This is a genomic window from Collinsella sp. AM09-41, from assembly GCF_003473245.1.
Taxonomy (GTDB): domain Bacteria; phylum Actinomycetota; class Coriobacteriia; order Coriobacteriales; family Coriobacteriaceae; genus Collinsella.
In genome coordinates this window covers 299,298-300,702 of the sequence record NZ_QRMJ01000003.1, presented here as the reverse complement: position 1 = coordinate 300,702, position 1,405 = coordinate 299,298, and the positions used below count along the sequence as shown (strand labels likewise).

Below are 1,405 nucleotides of genomic sequence, written 5' to 3'. Positions count from 1 at the left end.
GGTGTTCCTATAGTTTTGTCAACTGGGAAATGCTCTCCGTGCGACCGAATCGCGGCATGCTGACGCCAAGCCATTAGGCCGGTGGGCTTCAGTCTGCTCGGTGCGTTTCGGCTAGGCTGCGTAAGGCACCCTGTCTCGCATGACCGCGTAGATGACCTTCAGTCTCTTTCGCGCCAGCGCCTTGAGCGCCTTGCCGTGCGACATGCCCCGCTCCCGGCACCTGGTGTAGTAGTCGCCCCATCTCCCCTCTGTCCGGGTAAGGCAGTTACATGAGAATATGAGCAGGTTCTTCAGCCTCTTGTTGCCTTGGCGCGATGCCGTCACCGAGGAGATCGAGGTTCCCGACTGGCGGTTGCGCGGCGCCAGGCCGCAGTACGACGCGAGCCTGTCGTGACTGGGGAAGTCTTCGATGTCGATGGAGATCGCAAGCTCGGAAGCGGTTTTGGGCCCGATGCCCGGCACCGTCAGGAGGCATCGGTAGGTATCGTCGCCCTCGAGCAGGGCGGAGATCTCCGCCGTGATCGCCTCGATCTCCGCCGAGTTCTCGGATATCCTGCGCGCGAGCAGTTTCACCGCCCGGTCCTCGGCGGCGACGACCGACGCATCCGGCCTTGTCGAGGAGGTTGTCGAGCGGACGAGGGCCTCGATCTTACCGCGCGCCGCCCCACGCGTGAGCGCCGCCGCCCTGCGGGGCCCGGCGTCGGCTACCGACCAGGCCCCGCCGAGGGATGCCATGAGCCTCAGCTGGGGCCCGTCGGACAGGTCGACCAGTGCCTCGAAGGCGGGGCACGATTCCAGCAGGATGCTGCGCAGCCGGTTCTTATTCCTAGTGTTCTCGCAGGTCAGGAAGTTCCTCTGGGCGGCCAGCGCCCTCGCCGCCGCAATCGTCGGACCCGGGTCTCCGACCGGCAGGAGCGCGTCGGGGATGCCAAGCGCCGTCTTCGCGATGACCATCGCGTCTCGCTCGTCGGTCTTGGCGTCGCCGGCGAAGAGCCTGGCGGCCCCGTGCGCCGCGAGTCCCGGCAGGTACGCCGCCGACATCCCGGCCGCCCTGGCGCGGGCGAGCGCGAGGGCGCCTATGTTGCGCGACTGGTCGACGACCACGAGCGCATCGGGGAAGCGGCCGAACAGCGAGTCCAGGTCGTCCTCCCTGTTCGCGACGGGGGTGCTCAACAGCACCTCGCCATCTCGAGTCGCGACGCATGCCCAGTGGGACGATTTCCCGACATCGAGCCCGATGACGGCTTCCGGCATTCTAATTGGTGCCACGGTGGTATCCTCCAATCGGTAGGCCGATCGGAACCCCTCCCCGCGACACCCACATTACCTGGCCGTGGCGCTTGCGCCCGGCAGTTTCCTATCAGTCGTCCGGAGCGGCGAGCGCCCCCGGTGGCAACACCCCCCC

At 67.0% G+C, this 1,405-nt stretch carries 1 protein-coding gene; it reads right to left on the bottom strand.

The genetic code is table 11. The features are described from left to right. Nucleotides 1-111: 111 nt before the first annotated feature. Nucleotides 112-1,269 carry an IS110 family transposase gene (locus DW112_RS05905; RefSeq protein ID WP_231500848.1) on the bottom strand — a complete coding sequence of 386 codons (1,158 nt, stop codon included), beginning with the start codon at nt 1,267-1,269 and terminating at the stop codon, nt 112-114. Nucleotides 1,270-1,405 lie beyond the last annotated feature (136 nt).